This window comes from Leclercia sp. LTM14, assembly GCF_023736175.1.
GTDB classification, from domain to species: Bacteria; Pseudomonadota; Gammaproteobacteria; order Enterobacterales; family Enterobacteriaceae; genus Enterobacter; species Enterobacter barmai.
Window position 1 is genome coordinate 49,107 of sequence record NZ_JAIKTT010000012.1, and the last position, 14,660, is coordinate 63,766.

The following is a 14,660-nucleotide window of genomic DNA, read 5'->3' on the forward strand; positions in this document are numbered from 1 at the left end:
CATGCGGATGAGGTGGTAGTTCCGTTCACCTTAGGTTCCTGCCGGTGTCAAATGCCGGGGGCGCTTCGCTTGCCCGGCCTACAAGGTCTAAAGTTTTGTAGGCCGGGTGCGGCCTGATGCCCTCACCCCGGCCCTCTCCCACTGGGAGAGGGTGCAAACACTAAAAACGGCAACTTGAGTTGCCGTTTTGCATTTACCTCCGCCACCCGGCGTTTTATTGCGCGCAATGCCGCTATGCTTAATGATACCCCTCGGTATCCGTCACCTTGCCGCGAAACACGTAATAGCTCCAGGCGGTGTAGACCAGAATCAGCGGGATAATCAGCAGCGTTCCCACCAGCATAAACAGCTGGCTGGACGGCGGTGCGGCGGCGTCCCAGATGGTGATGCGCGGCGGAATAATATTCGGCCACAGGCTGATGCCCAGCCCGCTAAAGCCGAGGAAGATCAGCCCGAGCGTCAGAATAAACGGCCGGGTGTGGCTGTGCGGGTTGCGGGTGAGTCGCCAGATCCACAGCCCGAAGAGCCCCACCAGCAGCGGCACCGGCAGGAAGTAAAAGAAGTTCGGCAACGTGAACCAGCGGTCGGCCACGAACTGCCAGCCGAGCGGCGTCCAGATGCTCACCACCGCCACCACGCCCAGTAGCGCCAGCAGCACGCGGCGGGTCAGATCGCGCATATGGTTCTGCAGCGCCCCTTCGCTTTTCATGATGAGCCAGGTCGTGCCCAGCAGGGTGTAGGCCACCATCAGCCCCAGGCCGCAAAAGAGATTAAACGGCGTCAGCCAGTCCAGCGCCGAACCGGCAAAGCGGCGGCCTTCGACGTCAAAGCCGTTAATCATCGCCCCGACCACAATCCCCTGGCTGAAGGTCGCCAGCAGCGAGCCGCCAGCGAAGGAGTAATCCCAGAAGGCGCGGTGCGACGGCGTGGCCTTAAAACGAAACTCGAACGCCACCCCGCGGAAGATCAGGCCGATCAGCATGGCGGTCAGGGGGATCGTCAGGGCATCGATGATCACCGCATAGGCCAGCGGGAAGGCGCCAAACAGCCCTGCGCCCCCCAGCACCAGCCAGGTTTCGTTTCCGTCCCATACCGGAGCGACGCTGTTGACCATCACGTCGCGGGCCTCCGGGTCGCGCTCAAAGTAGAAGAGCATGCCGATACCCAAATCGAAACCATCCATAATGATGTACATCAGGGTGGCGAAAACGATGATCGCAAACCAGATGACTGAGATATCGACGCCCATTACAGTTTCTCCTCTTCCGGTACCGGTTCTGCCGCCGAGAGCGGACGTGCCGGTCTGCCGTCGGTCTTCACTGAGAGGTTGTCGACAGGCTGCGGTCCCTTTTTAATCAACCGCACCAGATAGACGAGCCCCACGCCGAACACCGAGCAGTAGACAACGATAAACGCCAGCAGGCTGATGCTCATTTGCAGCGTGCTGTGCAGCGACACCGCGTCAATGGTGCGCAGATAGCCATACACCACCCACGGCTGGCGGCCCACTTCGGTAGTGATCCAGCCCGCCAGGATCGCCAGCACGCCAGCAGGTCCCATGCTGAGGGCAAACCAGTGGAACGGTCGGGAGTGGTACAGTCGGCGACGGCGGCGCAGCCACAGGCTGGTGACCCCCATCAGGATCATCAGCAGCCCCAGGCCCACCATCACGCGGAACGACCAGAAGACGATGAGCGAGTTGGGCCGCTCATCTTTCGGGAAATCCTTCAGGGCCGGAACCTGCTTGTCCAGGCTGTGGGTGAGGATCAGGCTGCCAAGCGCCGGGATCTCCAGCCCGTACTTCGTGCGCTCCTCCTCCATATCCGGCACGCCAAACAGCAGCAGGGGCGTAGCCTCGCCGGGCGGATTTTCCCAGTGGCCTTCGATGGCGGCAATTTTAGCCGGCTGGTGTTCGAGGGTGTTCAGGCCATGCATATCCCCGACAAAGGCCTGGATCGGCGCGACCAGCAGCGCCATCCACAGCGCCATCGAGAACATCTTGCGCACCGCCGGGGTGTCATTGCCGCGCAGCAGATGCCACGCCCCGGAGGCACCGACAAACAGGGCGCTGCTGAGGAAAGCGGCGATGGACATGTGGATCAGGCGATACGGGAAGGAGGGGTTAAAGATGATGGCGAACCAGTCTTCCGGGATCACCTGGCCGTTCTCAATGCTGAAGCCCTGCGGGGTGTGCATCCAGCTGTTGGAGGCGAGGATCCAGAAGGTGGACATCAAGGTGCCCAGCGCCACCATGCAGGTGGCAAAAAAGTGCAGGCCGGGCCCGACCTTATTCCAGCCGAACAGCATCACGCCGAGGAAACCCGCTTCGAGGAAGAAGGCGGTAAGCACTTCATAGGTGAGCAGCGGGCCGGTGATGCTCCCGGCAAACTGGGAGAAGCCGCTCCAGTTGGTACCAAACTGATAGGCCATCACCAGGCCGGAGACCACGCCCATCCCGAAGTTAACGGCAAAGATTTTTAACCAGAAGTGGTACAGCGAGCGCCAGACGTCGTTTTTGGTCCTCAGCCACATCCCCTCCAGCACCACCAGATAACTGGCAAGGCCGATGGTCAACGCCGGAAAGATAATGTGAAATGAGACCGTGAAGGCGAACTGAAGCCTGGCGAGATGAAACGCATCGAGTTCCAGCATCGTTATCCCCTGTCGGCGAAATGCCCCGTAAGAAACGGGGCATCGTGGTACTGCTTATCGGGCAGGGTTACGGTTTTTTCTTTCCGGCACCCAGCTCAGCGCCAGTGAGTGGATCGGCTTTCGGATCCGACTCGGTGCGTTTCGCCATCGCTTTGAGCAGAGCAGTCTGCTCCTTCGAGAGCTTGACCTGAGCACTGCCGTCTCCACCGTCAACGGCGGGTTGCGGATCGGCAACGTACTCAAAGTTTTCATCGCTATTCCAGCTGCCGCGAAGATCGTCACCTGCAGACATATTGTAGTAGGTGGTCGCATATTGTTCGATTGGCGGCAGTTTCCCCGGTGGGAAATTGTTGCGAATCGACTGCAATGCTTTCTCAAACGAGAGCTGGTGCGCGGCTTCACGGGTCATCAGGAACGCGAGGGCATCTTTTACCCCGACATCGTCGGTGACGTTGATCAGGCGTTCGTAGATGATCTTAGCGCGCGCTTCCGCCGCGATATTCGAGCGTAAATCGGCGGTGGCTTCCCCAATGGTGTCGACGTAAGCTGCGGTCCAGGGTACGCCAGCGGAGTTGGTCAGCGATGGCCCGCCCCCGTACAGCAGGGAGGTAATGTGGCTGTCGTTGCCGTTGGCCGTCAGCGAGCGGTACAGTTCCGCTTCGCTTTCTGTTCCTTCGGCCAGCTCGCCTTTGGCGCCTTTATTCAGCATGCCGACCAGCGTGCCGATGATCTCAAGGTGGCTGAGCTCTTCGGTGGCGATATCCATCAGCATCTCTCTGCGGCCCGGATCGTCATCGCCCAGCCCCTGCGTGAAGTAGCGGCAGGCGGCAGCCAGCTCGCCCTGAGGGCCGCCAAACTGCTCAAGCAGCAGGTTTGCCAGGCCTGGATTAGGCTCGGCAACGCGGACGGTGTACTGCAACTGCTTTACGTGTCGAAACATAGGCTCACTCCTGAGTTATTTTTTTGCTTCCACGCCGTCTGCATCTGAACGCAGCAGGAACTGTTCAGTGGTGTCAGAGATATGCTGGATCAGCCAGTCGGCCATGCGCTGCTCTTCCGCGAGGATGGATTCGATGGCAGGGATCGACGCCACGTCCCCGGCTTTTCTCGCCGCGGCCAGCAGGGAGGTGTAGCAGGCAATTTCGAACTGCTCGAAAACGTAGCCGCTAATAGAGCCTTTCACAATTTCATCGGACGTCATCATGCCGCCCATCGACTGACCGAACGCCATCATTTTGCTCATGGAGTCTTTAATAACCGAGCGGGAAATATCGTTACGGTCGAGGATCTCTTCCAGCAGGGTAATCTGATGTTTGGTTTCAGAAATATGCTGCTCAATTCGGGCGCGTACATCAGGGTAATTATCGATGCGGCTCGCCATTGATTCGAGCATAGATTCGGCTTGCTTTTCCATGGCGTGAGCATCGCGTAGCCAGTCATGGTAGTGTTCTACGTGATTCATATTTTCTTCCTCGGGTTCGGTTAATTCAGACTTACTTTTCTGCTTTCTGGTTAATATTACCGACGGCCAGATCGGTGAGTTTAAGATCGGTGGATTTCTCTTCTTCCAGCGTCTCGGCTAATAATTTCACTGCCTGGGTATAGCCTAATTGCTCTGCCAGGGTGGCGAGCGTGCCGTAACTGGCAATTTCGTAGTGTTCGACTTTTTGCGCCGCTGCGATCAAGGCCGCATCGCGCACTTCGTTTTTCTCTGTGCTTTCAATGACTTCATTGGCTTCTTCGATTAAGCCTTCCATCGCCACACACTTCATTCTTTTCAGTTTAAGGTTTGGCGTTTTTTCCACTACCTGATCGATACGTTCAATCTGGCCGTGGGTCTCTTCCAGGTGCGCTTTAAACGCAGCGCTTAATTCAGGGCTGGACGCTTCGCGGGACAATTTAGCCAGCGCGCGGGTAAGCTGTTTTTCTGCACTGTAGGTATCGGATAGTAAATGAATAAAAACATCCTCTATACTTTTCATATTCATAAATTTTCTCCAGTGACGTAAAAATTCTGCGAGCCCGCGGACTCGCAGATTTCCGATTAAAGTGAAGAACAGGCTTTAATAATGAGATGAATTAAGAGTTGTCAGACTTACGTCCGCCGCCATGGCTGTGCTGACCACCCTTTTTACCTGCTTCGGAAGCACGCTGCGGATCGTTTTTGAAATTACCGCCACTCTGCGGTCCGCTTTTCTTACCCGTATCTGAGGCTCTTTCACGATCCTGCGAAGAATTACCTGAACCACGTTGCTCTGCCATATTATGTTTCCTCGTTTACATCATTTATGTCAGTTAAGATACGTTGGTATTCGTATCCGTTGTCGTTCAGGATTAAATTTAGCCCCTATTTTCGAAGAGTCAAACTGGCTTTTTTAAATAATATCCTTTTCATTTTAAGATTTAACTGAAAATAACGCTTCGTTTGTTTTATAAATATTTACCGCCAAGGTGATGTAAACAAACGACCTTCCGACACTTCTGCTTTTTCGCTTTTTTTATGTTTCGCTGAAACGGGCGAGTCCAGGCGTGACGGGGCTCTTTACGCAAGTTTACAAATGGGTCATCGAGCGTATAGTGCATATTAATTAGATGTACTTGGGAATAATCTCAATTGGTTTTTATATATTATTGGCAGCAATGTTAATTGAGTGAAAAATAATCACGCGAAGCGGCTGTGTATATTATGTATGGATTACAGTCACTCATGAAAATGCTACTTCTAAGAGAGTAAACGAAGGGGGAAATAATGGGCTAAGGGGAGAAAGCATTCTGCACGACGATGCGGCTTCCTGTGACGTCAGAGATTGACGTCATTACGGTTTTTTGCCAGGATGACGTCATGACATGACGTCAAAAATTACGTTAGTGGCTAGAGAAGTCATTAGGAGTAGAATATGAATAAGTCCAGCAATATCATGATGATTCAGGGACAACCGGCCATCATTACCTTTGAGGCTGAAATCGGCGCGTTTCGCGGCAAATTTATTAATGTTTCTGGTTACTGTGATTTTGTCGCGGATAGTATCTCTGGTCTGCAACGCGAGGGAGAGATCTCTCTGGCAGAATATCTACAGGATTGTCGTGAAGAAGGTATAGAGCCGTTTCGAGAAGAACAGCAGGAACGCCTGACAGTACGCGTATCCGGACGCCTCGGCGCACGCCTGACTGCGGTGGCAAAGCAACACGCAATGTCCAAAAATCAGCTTATTGTTGAAGTATTAGAGCGTGAACTGGCTTTGGTCTAAGGCGTTTAAGTCATGATTGATTTCTTGCGGGCCACCACCGGCCCGCATTGAAAAAGTTATTCACATAACGCTACGCCACAGACTGACCTTTTTTCTTCGCCAGCATCTCTGCGGCGGTGACGATCTGACGATGCACTGGCGCGGTCTGACTGCCCGGCCCCGCTGCGCTTGCCGTGCCTGGAGGGTCAAAAGCCCTTGTAGGCCGGGTAAGGCGCAGCCGCCACCCGGCAATGGCTGGCACAAGGTTACAACCTGAACGTCCCTTCCATGGTGATAACGCAGCTGCCGCCCACGCGTACAACGGCCTTTCCGGATGAGGCGTCAAACCCTGAACGGAGCACGCTGGCCCGGCCCATATCCACCCCCTGGTTGACCGCAAGAGAGAGCGTGGTTTTATCCTGATGCAGTGCCAGCAGGGCGGTTACCGCTGCGGTGGCGCTGCCGGTCGCCGGATCTTCCGTCATCCGGGGCGTGAACATCCGCGCCTGAATATCGCCCTGTTCACCGGCATCCTTATCCAGGGTATAGGCATAAATCGAGACTGCGCCATCAAGCGGCAGTATCGCGCGAAATCCCTGTAAATTCGGCACGCAGCGGCGAAGCGCATCCCGTGTCGCAAGCTCGGCCACCAGAAACGGCAGGCCAACCGACGCGACAACAGGGTTATGAACTTCGGTGCGGATATCCTCTGCCGTTAACGACAGGCAGGCGGCGACCTGTTCCGGGCGGACTTCAGAGCGACAGGATAAGGCTTCCGGCACAAGTAACTCCGCGCCCGTCACCGTGCCGTTCTCTTTTAACAGCCTGACGGGAACCAGACCCGCAATCTCCTCAAACAGCAGCGTGTCAGGCAGCGACGGATCACAGGTTGCCAGCACATACGCCGTACCGACGTTAGGATGGCCCGCGAAAGGAATTTCACGCGAGGGGGTAAAAATCCGCACTCGCGCCGTGTGGGCAGCATCCTCCGGCGGCAGCACAAAGGTCGTTTCGCTGTAGCCAAACTCCACGGCGATCCGCTGCATTTGCTCTGTGCTCAGATCTTCTGCATCTAAAACAACCGCGACGGGATTGCCCAGGAAGGGTTGATCGGTAAATACATCAGCAACGGCATAGCGTCTTTTCATTACTCAGCCTCAGTCAAACCAGGTCGGGCGATCGCTGGTGGCGATCGCCATACTCACTTCCAGCTCTTCCGCCACAATTCTCGTCAGCGATAAATCGGGCAGTTCATTAATGTCAAAGAACCCGATGCCGGTGGTTTCGTGATTTACCGCCAGGCTGCCGCCGGTCTCTTCACACAGAAAGATGAGCTTGTAGACATGCCATGGCAGGGGCGGATGGCCATGCAGATTGCGGTCCCAGACGCCCAGCAGTTTGGTGGCCTTAACCTTAAGCCCCGTCTCTTCGGCAACCTCCCGGCAGACGGCGGTGGAAGGGGTGTCGCCCACATCCGCCCAGCCGCCGGGCAGGCTCCATAATCCGTCTTCCGCTTCCCGGACCATCAGCAGCTTGCCGTCACGCAGAATAAAGGCGCGGACATCCGTTTTCGGGGTGGCGTAACCGGACTCGGTGACGTGATGCAGCGTCTCGCCGTCGATCTTAAAGCGCGTCCCGACAAGCTCGGTTGCGATCTGGCGCAGCGCCTCATAGCGCTCCTGGTCAAACACATCTCTGGAATAGGTCAATCCGGTCTGGGCAATGGCGTTCAGTTTCTGAAACAGGGTGTTGATATCGTTATCTTTCAGCGCTTCTGGCATTGTTTTTTACCTGGGTTATGCAGAGGACATCTCACCATATCAGCTAACCCTGTGTTTCAAAAACGCAGATATCAGAACGGACTGGCATTATGAACGTGAACAGCCTTCCCGCTCACCGGATGCGCAAACCGAAGCTCGCTGGCGTGCAGCATCAGGCGCGGCGTGTTTTCTGTACCGGGCATCAGCAAACCGCCGTACAGGTCGCAGCCTAAAATCGGGTGGCCCAGCTCCCGGCAGTGAATGCGCAGCTGGTGGGTGCGCCCGGTCTCCGGCGTCAGTTCCACCCGCGTCACCGGCACGCCTCCCTGATAATAAAAACGCTCAGTGACCCGATAGCGGGAGCGGGCGGGCTTGCCGTAAAGGGCGCAAATCGACATCAATGGGAACAGCGCCGGATCTTTGGCAATCGGCGCGTCTATCACCCCTTCGTCGTCAGGCAGATGCCCGCAGAGCAGGGCAGTGTAAATTTTCGTCACGCTGCGCTGGCTGAACTGCTGGCAGAGGGCGGCATTGATCGCCTTGTTGCGGGCAATCACCATCACCCCGGAGGTGCCAAAATCGAGGCGATGCACCAGAGTGCAGCCGGGGAAGATCTGTACCAGCCGGTGATGCACCGAATCGAGGTTTTGCGGATTTTTGCCCGACAGGCTGAGCAGCCCGCTGGGCTTATTGATCAGCACCAGATGCTCGTCCTGCCAGAGCGTCTCTATTTCCTCATGACAGGGCGGGGCAATAAAATTATCGATAATCACAGGCATCAGGCTGACCGCAGGCAAAAAAGAGGGGGATCATAACTAATTCGAAGGGGGCTGGCGAATCGGGCTGGGGAACGGGTGTCCGGCGGCATTCAGGTCCTGCAGGGGGCCTGATTTGCGCTGCACCAGGGAATGCGATATTCTTCTGGCCGTCCGATGCGCATCGGACAAAGTTAGTTTCTTGTCGGTTACTAATTTGGAAAGAAGGCCAGCTTGTCTGGCCTTTTTTCGTCTGGAGAAAAAAAGCCCCGTCCGAAGACGGGGAAATCTTGCATGTTGATGACTTATTACTGCAGTGGATTGAGGGTTAGCAGTACGTAATCACAAGGCACTTTTGATCGCTCCTGAGAGCTTACTAGCCCCGCCGACGCGGGGCGTTAAGACTTACCAGCCGTAGCTCACGCCTGCGCCAACGACGAAGTTGTGTTGGGTGTCGTTAGAGACAGACGTTTTAACAACGACATTTTCGCCAGCACGTGCAGACATACCCACAGCCAGTGCGCTTTCGCCGTCAGTGTTACCCACGCCTGCGCCAACAGAGAAGGTTTGACCCTGAATAACCTGCGGGATATTCGCCATTGCTGCGACGCCAGCAATACCTGCGGATGCGCGTTTGCGGTTGTCATCAACCTGTTTGTTCAGATCGGCGAATTTGCTGTTAGTGGACTGCTCCAGGCCTTCGATACGCTCTTCGTGGTTAGCAATAGCAGCGGAGTTCAGAGAAGCGCGGTCATTTGCGACTTTAGCAGCAGCTTTGTTCGCAGCGATGTTCTGATCAGCAGAATCAATGCGAGCGCTGTTCGCAGCGATGGCCTGGTCATCGGAATCAATGCGAGCGCTATTGTTGCGCACATTCAGCGTGTTCTGGCCGATTGCATCTTCATCTTTAGCCACGCGAGCATCAGTAGCGCGCTGGGTTAATGCAGTCTGAGCAACAGCATCCTGGGTTTTAGTGATTTTCTGAGCGTTAGCCTTAATGTTCAGCTCATTCTGACCGATTGCTGATTGGTTCTGGGCAATGGCAGAAGTGTTAGTGCTGATATCAGCAGTATTGTGGTCGGTAACGTTGGTCAGATGGCTAACGGCGTTCTGGTTTGCCATTGCAATAGAGTTAACGCCGCTCAACACACGACCCTGATCGGTAGTGGTTGCGTTCAGGCTATCAATAGAGGATTTGTTCGCCTCGATACTATCGGTATTGCCTTTCACCTGTTTGCCAACAGCCTGGATGTTCTGGCTATTGATGTTGATGAAATCTTTCTGGTCTTTCAGCGCCTGAGTATTGTTTGTAACGGCTGGTTTAAGCTGCGCAATAGCTGCTTCGTTATCAGCCGCTTTAGTGCCAATTGTGCTGGTGCGCTGGTTAAGCGTACCGATATCGGCAGTATTGTGATCGGTAACGTTGGTCAGATGACTAACCGCATTCTGGTTGTTAGTAGCGATAGTGTTCAAACCGCTAATTACGCGACCTTGATCGGTAGTCACGCCATTCAGCGTGTCGATGCTGTTTTTGTTGATGGTAATCTGATCTTGCTGGTCATTAATCAGCGCAAGGTTGGTATCAACGGTTGCAGCGGATGCCATGGCGGAAACGCCAAACATTGCGCAAATAGTTACTGCCAGAATACTTTTCTTCATGGTCTTTCCTGTTTCTTGTCGGTTTTGTCGGTTACTACTGTTTTGTCGGTTACTACTAATTTGTCGGTTACTTATTGAAGCCGTTCGCCGCCATCCACATCTCAACAGCCTGAGCAACAATCTCTTGCTGCTTCTGGCCGCATTCAGCGGCTGCAATCTTTAATTTCTTCTTTAATGCCTGGGGCAATTTCGCGGTAAACACGACCCATTCACTGTTCGCATTTGCCGATACTCCCGCCCGAACGCCACGTGTTGCGGCCATTTGTCATGCTCCGTTTTGCAGGGGGCTGACTGGGTGTTCCAGAAGCGGAACGGAGACTACTCGTAATTTTGTAGGGCGGCAATATCCTTTTTAATGATTTTTTACTTTTGAAAATAGCCTTTCAACTAACTTAATAATTTCTCAAAACATTTTATTTTATTTGTATGACTTAATCTTAAGGCCTTGTCATTGCTGGCTGTAGAGAATCTTCGAATGAAATGATTAAAAAGAGCTTGCGTGATTTTCGGCAGGGGACTGGCAATAACATATCTGTTATAGAAACATTTCTTTATTTAACATCTATTGTTAAAGTTCCATTTTGGGAACTTTATGTTTATCTTTTATGATTAATTAAAATGTGACGATTACAAATATATACAATTAAGATATGAAAGGTTGTGCCACGTTGGCACAGCGGTTTGCCAGGATGGCAAGCCAGGAGCAGGGCCCGTGCGGAGAACAGAAATCAGAAGAGTGGTGAGAGCAGGCAGAGAGCGATAAAGAGAGTTACAGCGAAGGAGTCATGCGCGCGGTAGTGCGGCTGGTTAACGTTTAATAGAAGACGACTTTATCTTCCAGGTAGAGCGCAGCCTTAACCGACTGATCGAGACGAAAAGCGATCACATCATCGAGACCCGTCTCTTTTTGATAGTCCTCGAAGGTCAGATAATACGGAACGGCCTGTCTGCCTTCCCCTTTCTGACGATATTCGTCCGCTTCTTTCGACATGCGATCTTTCATAACAGTATGATACTGGAGAAGTTTTTCAATTTTCTCAGCAAGATGGCCAGGAATTTGGGTGCGACCAGACTCATAGTAACGCCAGGTGCGCTGAGAGACTTCGGCAATGTGGGTCGCCGCCTCCTCAACCTCAAGGAAAAGTATGCGCCTGCACGCAATGAGAGCGAGTCTATTCATTTATTAATCCACTTCTGATAATAAGTCGCAGCTATGTGCCGGCAATATTGCGGCATCTGAATATAAAGTCAGATGATAAATGAGGGCTCTCATCAGTAGCAAATATTACAAGTAACTTTATAGCGTGGCCGCAACCTGCGTACTTGCTGGGCTATCCACAAGATAAGCCTGCGTCGCCCTTAGTCTTGCTGCGCGTTTTTCAGTCGCGCGCGGCTTTCCCTGCGCGCCTCATTGCGCTTTAAACGGCGCTCTTTTTCTTTTTCTCGTTCGAGCTCTTTTCGTTGGGCTTTAAGGCGTTCCTGCTCGCGAAGCGGGAGATTTTTAAACGCCTCTTCCTCCTCTCCTTTGGCTCTTTCGAGATCCAGCAGAGCCTGGAAAACCGAATCAAAAATGGTGATGGACTTCGGAACCCGTTTATTCCACCGCTCGGGCGTAGTGCGGCTGACGCCAGCTATGCGGCACAGTTCGCTGACGTTGGTACCGGCTGCTTTCGCGCGCTCGCTAAGCTGCTTAACACGGCGGTTAAACTCATCTTCTAATGTGGATTCTTCCATCACATCAACACCTTTTTAGCCATTTCGCGGGATTCACGTTGGCTATTATGAACAAGCATCCTCTTTGACAGATACCTTTTCTTCAGTTTTTGGCACTTTGCTGCTGGAGTAGATAAACCACAGCGCAAGTCCCAGACAGACCACGGCCCCCAGGCGGCTCATCGAAAAAGGGATAGCCGCATTGCCCAGCCAGCCAAAATTGTCGATCAGCATGCTCATGGTCAGCTGGCCGAAGATCACCGCCACCGTGGCGACGGCGGTCCCGATCCGCTGCACGGCCAGCACCATAATCACGATATAGGGCACGCCGAGCAGGGCGCCAAGCAACTGCCATTTCGGCACGTCCATCAGCGTGACGGCATGCGGGGTTTCAAAGAAGACGATCAGCAGGGCGGTGATAAGCGCGCCGACGGAAAAGGTCAGGAATGCGCTTTTGAACACGCCCACTTTGCTGCCCAGCTGTCCGTTGATGGCGGCCTGAACGCTCAGCGTGGCACCGCCGATCACCGCCAGAATAATCATGATAAATGTCATAGTGTTACCCCTGTGCAACCAGAACCAGCGCAGCAATAATAAATATCAGCGCGATGATGCGTCTGGTGTCAATTTTTCGGTGTGGCGTGCCCAGCAGGCCATAGTGGTCGATGATCAGGCTTTTAAACACCTGGCCTGCCAGGATGCCAATCATGGTCATGGCGATCCCGATCGCAGGCGTCGCCACGGTGAGAATAACCACGTAGATTGGCCCGAGGACGCCACCCAGCAGCTGCCATGCAGGCTGTGCGAAAAACGATGGGCTGTTGCGGGGGCTGAAAAACAGCATCAGCAGAAACGTCAGGGCGGCACCGACGCCGAAAATGCTGAACGTTGCCCACAGATCGCCCACTTCACTTCCCAGTGGCCCCAGTAAGCCCGCCTCGACGGACAGGCCCATCCCGCCAGCAATAACCAGTAAAATCAATAGATGTCGCATAGTGACTCTTCTCTTGTATCCAGGCCGGGAAGCGTACCCCTGAACATCCGTGAGAAAAATGCCATAATGCACTAAACACTTGTGCAGGAAATGCATCAATGCGCGACACCGCCAATATCAGCATCCGCTGGCTGCTTATCTTTAAAGAGGTCTATGAATCCCTGAATTTTTCAGTGGTGGCGCGCCGGGAGGGGATGGCCGCGTCGCAGGTTTCGCGGGTTATCCATCAGCTTGAGGACGCGCTCGGCCAGCAGCTTTTCTACCGCAACACGCGGGCGATCATCCCCACCGAAAACGGCCATCTCTTTATCCGCTATGCCCGCCTGATGCTCGGCAATCTTGAAGACGCGCGGCGGGAGCTGGATGAGCGCAAGCAGGAGCCGTCCGGTTTGCTGCGCATCAACGCCCCGGTATTTTTCGGCCAGCGGCATATTGCCCCCGGGCTGGCGGGCCTGGCGGAGCGTTATCCCCGGCTCAGCATTGAGCTGACGCTGACGGATGACTATATCGATCCCCACCGGGATGCCGCCGACCTGATCTTTCGCATCGGCATGCTGACCGACTCCTCTTTTCACGCCCGGGTGTTCGGGCCGCAGTTTTATCACCTCGCCGCCGCGCCTGCGTACCTGCGCAAATACGGTGCGCCTGAGGCGCCGGATGACATTACCCGTCATAAATGCCTTGTCTATCGCGGTTCGTCCGGTCCAAACCGCTGGCTGCTGCGCGAGCCCGGCGGGGAGTGGGTTCACTATCCCGTGTCGCCGCTGTTGTCATCGAATAACGCGGAAACCCTGCTGACCTCGGCGCTGGGCGGGATGGGGATGGTGCTGTTCCCGGACTGGCTCATCGGCGACCGGTTCAGGAGCGGGGAACTGGTGAAACTGTTGCCGGGCCACGAGGCCGCTATCAACACCGAGCCGCAGAACATCTCGGCGATCTACCCCAATGCGCGGCACCCGCCGTTAAATGTGCGGGCGGTGATTGATTACTACGTGGAATTTTTCGGCACGCCGCTGTACTGGCAATCTGCGGTGAAGAAGTAAAGGCGCGCAGGCGCTTCTAATGAATTCCTATTATTGCTCTAAATCACCCTGCTAATAAGACTGTAACTACGCTAATTATCTTTCAGGGTGATTCACATGTTTGTGTCATGGTGGTTAATCGTTCCGGTCCTTGCAGGCGTCGCCATCCTCTTCCTGATGGTTTCCCGACTCACCAATGAGGTTGATAAGCTTGAAACGGCGCTGGAAGAGAGCCGGGGACAGCTGAAGTCAGCCGGTCAGCACGCCGAGGAGTGCAAGCTGGCGAACCTGCGCATGACGGAAAATTTGATACAGGTGAAAGGGTATACGCAGAACCTGGCGGGCAGCAGCGCCTCTGAACAGGAAAGGCTGCTGTATGAGATGAACTGCGCGCTTAATCTGGCGACGAATCATATTGTTCATCACCCTGATTTTATCGAACCATCCTTTAAAGCAGGGGCGCCCCGAGCGCAGAAGCCTGGCGAAACCTTGCCGTTGATGTTTCGGTGATATCCCAGGCGGGATGCTCTCTCCCGGGGGTAAATATTGGCACGGTCGGCGCCCTCTCCTCTTTGGGGAGAGGGCGGGGGTGAGGGGAACATGCTGCACTGGAGGTTATTCCGTGCCGGATGCGTCAACGCCCGGCGGCGCTGCGCGGTGTGGCCTGATGCCCTCCCGTGGGTAAATATTGGCACGGTCGGCTCCCTCTCCTCTTTGGGGAGAGGGCTGGGGGTGAGGGGAACATGCTGCACTGGAGGTTATTCCGTGCCGGATGCGTCAACGCCCGGCGGCGCTGCGCTTGCCGGGCCTACCAGGTCAAAGGCGGGGTTTCGTAGGCCGGGTAAGGCGAAGCCGCCACCCGGCGATACCGCGGTCGC

The 14,660-nt window shown here is 54.6% G+C and carries 19 protein-coding genes; 3 read left to right on the forward strand and 16 right to left on the reverse strand.

Annotated elements, in window-relative coordinates; all coding sequences use genetic code 11:
• Positions 1–238: 238 nt before the first annotated feature.
• The 6 genes from cydB to K5I40_RS20195 all read right to left on the reverse strand — a co-directional run bounded on the left by cydB (position 239) and on the right by K5I40_RS20195 (position 4,914).
• On the reverse strand, positions 239–1,249 hold the full coding sequence (gene cydB / locus K5I40_RS20170) for a cytochrome d ubiquinol oxidase subunit II (RefSeq protein ID WP_039030027.1): 1,011 nt from the start codon (positions 1,247–1,249) through the stop codon (positions 239–241).
• Entirely contained in the window at positions 1,249–2,652 is a 1,404-nt protein-coding gene (locus tag K5I40_RS20175; RefSeq protein ID WP_039030028.1) for a cytochrome ubiquinol oxidase subunit I, read from the reverse strand. The genes cydB and K5I40_RS20175 overlap by 1 nt, the downstream gene beginning before the upstream one ends.
• A 67-nt stretch (positions 2,653–2,719) precedes the next feature.
• Positions 2,720–3,592, reverse strand: a complete 873-nt coding sequence (locus K5I40_RS20180; protein ID WP_138370603.1) for a manganese catalase family protein — start codon at positions 3,590–3,592, stop codon at positions 2,720–2,722.
• 15 nt (positions 3,593–3,607) lie between these two features.
• Positions 3,608–4,114 carry a ferritin-like domain-containing protein gene (locus K5I40_RS20185; RefSeq protein WP_223074792.1) on the reverse strand — a complete coding sequence of 169 codons (507 nt, stop codon included), beginning with the start codon at positions 4,112–4,114 and terminating at the stop codon, positions 3,608–3,610.
• Between the two features lie 31 nt (positions 4,115–4,145).
• The gene (locus K5I40_RS20190) at positions 4,146–4,640 is read right to left on the reverse strand and encodes a ferritin-like domain-containing protein (protein ID WP_039030031.1); all 495 of its coding nucleotides are present in this window, start codon (positions 4,638–4,640) and stop codon (positions 4,146–4,148) included.
• A gap of 91 nt (positions 4,641–4,731) precedes the next feature.
• Entirely contained in the window at positions 4,732–4,914 is a 183-nt protein-coding gene (locus K5I40_RS20195; protein ID WP_039030032.1) for a general stress protein, read from the reverse strand.
• Between the two features lie 635 nt (positions 4,915–5,549).
• Between K5I40_RS20195 and K5I40_RS20200 the strand changes: the two genes are divergently transcribed.
• Positions 5,550–5,900, forward strand: coding sequence for a type II toxin-antitoxin system HicB family antitoxin (locus tag K5I40_RS20200; protein ID WP_223074793.1), 351 nt, complete (start codon positions 5,550–5,552; stop codon positions 5,898–5,900).
• A 70-nt stretch (positions 5,901–5,970) separates the two neighbouring features.
• Here the strand turns inward: K5I40_RS20200 and K5I40_RS20205 are convergent, their stop codons facing one another.
• From K5I40_RS20205 to K5I40_RS20250, 10 genes are all read right to left on the reverse strand, one after another.
• Positions 5,971–6,141, reverse strand: coding sequence for a hypothetical protein (locus K5I40_RS20205; RefSeq protein ID WP_223074794.1), 171 nt, complete (start codon positions 6,139–6,141; stop codon positions 5,971–5,973).
• A 4-nt stretch (positions 6,142–6,145) separates the two neighbouring features.
• Positions 6,146–7,027 (reverse strand): PhzF family phenazine biosynthesis protein, encoded by an 882-nt coding sequence (locus K5I40_RS20210; RefSeq protein WP_223074795.1) that lies wholly within the window; start codon positions 7,025–7,027, stop codon positions 6,146–6,148.
• Between the two features lie 9 nt (positions 7,028–7,036).
• Positions 7,037–7,660 carry an NUDIX hydrolase gene (locus K5I40_RS20215; protein WP_223074796.1) on the reverse strand — a complete coding sequence of 208 codons (624 nt, stop codon included), beginning with the start codon at positions 7,658–7,660 and terminating at the stop codon, positions 7,037–7,039.
• Between the two features lie 71 nt (positions 7,661–7,731).
• On the reverse strand, positions 7,732–8,418 hold the full coding sequence (locus K5I40_RS20220) for an RluA family pseudouridine synthase (protein WP_223074797.1): 687 nt from the start codon (positions 8,416–8,418) through the stop codon (positions 7,732–7,734).
• A gap of 381 nt (positions 8,419–8,799) precedes the next feature.
• Entirely contained in the window at positions 8,800–10,053 is a 1,254-nt protein-coding gene (locus K5I40_RS20225; RefSeq protein WP_223074798.1) for a YadA-like family protein, read from the reverse strand.
• Between the two features lie 67 nt (positions 10,054–10,120).
• The gene (locus K5I40_RS20230; protein WP_138371047.1) at positions 10,121–10,315 is read right to left on the reverse strand and encodes a hypothetical protein; all 195 of its coding nucleotides are present in this window, start codon (positions 10,313–10,315) and stop codon (positions 10,121–10,123) included.
• Between the two features lie 552 nt (positions 10,316–10,867).
• Positions 10,868–11,233, reverse strand: a complete 366-nt coding sequence (locus K5I40_RS20235) for a DUF1870 family protein (RefSeq protein WP_223074799.1) — start codon at positions 11,231–11,233, stop codon at positions 10,868–10,870.
• Positions 11,234–11,412: 179 nt separating this feature from the next.
• Positions 11,413–11,787, reverse strand: coding sequence for a hypothetical protein (locus K5I40_RS20240; RefSeq protein WP_039030037.1), 375 nt, complete (start codon positions 11,785–11,787; stop codon positions 11,413–11,415).
• A 45-nt stretch (positions 11,788–11,832) separates the two neighbouring features.
• Positions 11,833–12,321, reverse strand: coding sequence for a DMT family transporter (locus tag K5I40_RS20245; protein ID WP_139563479.1), 489 nt, complete (start codon positions 12,319–12,321; stop codon positions 11,833–11,835).
• 4 nt (positions 12,322–12,325) lie between these two features.
• On the reverse strand, positions 12,326–12,760 hold the full coding sequence (locus K5I40_RS20250) for a DMT family transporter (protein WP_138371043.1): 435 nt from the start codon (positions 12,758–12,760) through the stop codon (positions 12,326–12,328).
• A gap of 98 nt (positions 12,761–12,858) precedes the next feature.
• Here K5I40_RS20250 and K5I40_RS20255 point away from each other — a divergent pair, with 98 nt between their 5' ends.
• Both K5I40_RS20255 and K5I40_RS20260 read left to right on the forward strand, forming a co-directional pair.
• Entirely contained in the window at positions 12,859–13,803 is a 945-nt protein-coding gene (locus K5I40_RS20255) for a LysR family transcriptional regulator (protein WP_223074800.1), read from the forward strand.
• 96 nt (positions 13,804–13,899) lie between these two features.
• Positions 13,900–14,292, forward strand: coding sequence for a hypothetical protein (locus K5I40_RS20260; RefSeq protein WP_039030041.1), 393 nt, complete (start codon positions 13,900–13,902; stop codon positions 14,290–14,292).
• Positions 14,293–14,660: the final 368 nt, after the last annotated feature.

What these genes read in the sequence shown, in the direction of transcription:
- K5I40_RS20180 (WP_138370603.1), bottom strand. Translation starts at nt 3,592, where the DNA reads ATGTTTCGACACGTAAAGCAGTTGCAGTACACCGTCCGCGTTGCCGAG.
- K5I40_RS20185 (WP_223074792.1), bottom strand. Translation starts at nt 4,114, where the DNA reads ATGAATCACGTAGAACACTACCATGACTGGCTACGCGATGCTCACGCC.
- K5I40_RS20240 (WP_039030037.1), bottom strand. Translation starts at nt 11,787, where the DNA reads ATGGAAGAATCCACATTAGAAGATGAGTTTAACCGCCGTGTTAAGCAG.
- K5I40_RS20260 (WP_039030041.1), top strand. Translation starts at nt 13,900, where the DNA reads ATGTTTGTGTCATGGTGGTTAATCGTTCCGGTCCTTGCAGGCGTCGCC.
- K5I40_RS20250 (WP_138371043.1), bottom strand. Translation starts at nt 12,760, where the DNA reads ATGCGACATCTATTGATTTTACTGGTTATTGCTGGCGGGATGGGCCTG.
- K5I40_RS20235 (WP_223074799.1), bottom strand. Translation starts at nt 11,233, where the DNA reads ATGAATAGACTCGCTCTCATTGCGTGCAGGCGCATACTTTTCCTTGAG.
- K5I40_RS20225 (WP_223074798.1), bottom strand. Translation starts at nt 10,053, where the DNA reads ATGAAGAAAAGTATTCTGGCAGTAACTATTTGCGCAATGTTTGGCGTT.
- K5I40_RS20210 (WP_223074795.1), bottom strand. Translation starts at nt 7,027, where the DNA reads ATGAAAAGACGCTATGCCGTTGCTGATGTATTTACCGATCAACCCTTC.
- K5I40_RS20215 (WP_223074796.1), bottom strand. Translation starts at nt 7,660, where the DNA reads ATGCCAGAAGCGCTGAAAGATAACGATATCAACACCCTGTTTCAGAAA.
- K5I40_RS20255 (WP_223074800.1), top strand. Translation starts at nt 12,859, where the DNA reads ATGCGCGACACCGCCAATATCAGCATCCGCTGGCTGCTTATCTTTAAA.
- K5I40_RS20230 (WP_138371047.1), bottom strand. Translation starts at nt 10,315, where the DNA reads ATGGCCGCAACACGTGGCGTTCGGGCGGGAGTATCGGCAAATGCGAAC.
- K5I40_RS20195 (WP_039030032.1), bottom strand. Translation starts at nt 4,914, where the DNA reads ATGGCAGAGCAACGTGGTTCAGGTAATTCTTCGCAGGATCGTGAAAGA.
- K5I40_RS20200 (WP_223074793.1), top strand. Translation starts at nt 5,550, where the DNA reads ATGAATAAGTCCAGCAATATCATGATGATTCAGGGACAACCGGCCATC.
- K5I40_RS20245 (WP_139563479.1), bottom strand. Translation starts at nt 12,321, where the DNA reads ATGACATTTATCATGATTATTCTGGCGGTGATCGGCGGTGCCACGCTG.
- K5I40_RS20190 (WP_039030031.1), bottom strand. Translation starts at nt 4,640, where the DNA reads ATGAATATGAAAAGTATAGAGGATGTTTTTATTCATTTACTATCCGAT.
- cydB (WP_039030027.1), bottom strand. Translation starts at nt 1,249, where the DNA reads ATGGGCGTCGATATCTCAGTCATCTGGTTTGCGATCATCGTTTTCGCC.
- K5I40_RS20220 (WP_223074797.1), bottom strand. Translation starts at nt 8,418, where the DNA reads ATGCCTGTGATTATCGATAATTTTATTGCCCCGCCCTGTCATGAGGAA.
- K5I40_RS20175 (WP_039030028.1), bottom strand. Translation starts at nt 2,652, where the DNA reads ATGCTGGAACTCGATGCGTTTCATCTCGCCAGGCTTCAGTTCGCCTTC.